This window comes from Pseudomonas sp. HY13-MNA-CIBAN-0226, assembly GCF_040310305.1.
GTDB lineage: Bacteria > Pseudomonadota > Gammaproteobacteria > Pseudomonadales > Pseudomonadaceae > Aquipseudomonas > Aquipseudomonas gregormendelii.
The window spans coordinates 1-261 of record NZ_JBEOPS010000359.1 but is presented as its reverse complement, the minus strand read 5'-3'; the positions used below and the strand labels follow the sequence as shown (position 1 = coordinate 261).

At 63.2% G+C, this 261-nt stretch carries 1 protein-coding gene; it reads right to left on the bottom strand.

Annotated features, from left to right (window positions below):
- Nucleotides 1-40: 40 nt before the first annotated feature.
- On the bottom strand, nt 41-261 hold a 221-nt coding region (locus tag AAEZ05_RS29100), incomplete at its 5' end, for a TOBE domain-containing protein (protein ID WP_350650091.1).

Genomic DNA, 261 nt, shown 5'->3' with positions numbered 1-261 from the left:
GGTTGGCTTTATTCAATTTCATCGGGAAATACTCACGAAATCAGGCGGCAGCGCGCAGTGGGCGGGCCACGGCGACGCCATCGGTGTCGAACAGATGGCAGTGCGCCGGGTCCAGGTGCAGCTGCAGCGTCTCGCCGTATTGGCTGGCCATGTCGCCACGGATACGCATGGTCAACGGTTCACCGTTGCGGGTGATGACGTGGCAGAAGGTGTCGCTGCCCAGGCGCTCGCCGACGTCGGCGGTGACGGTCAGGGTGGTTT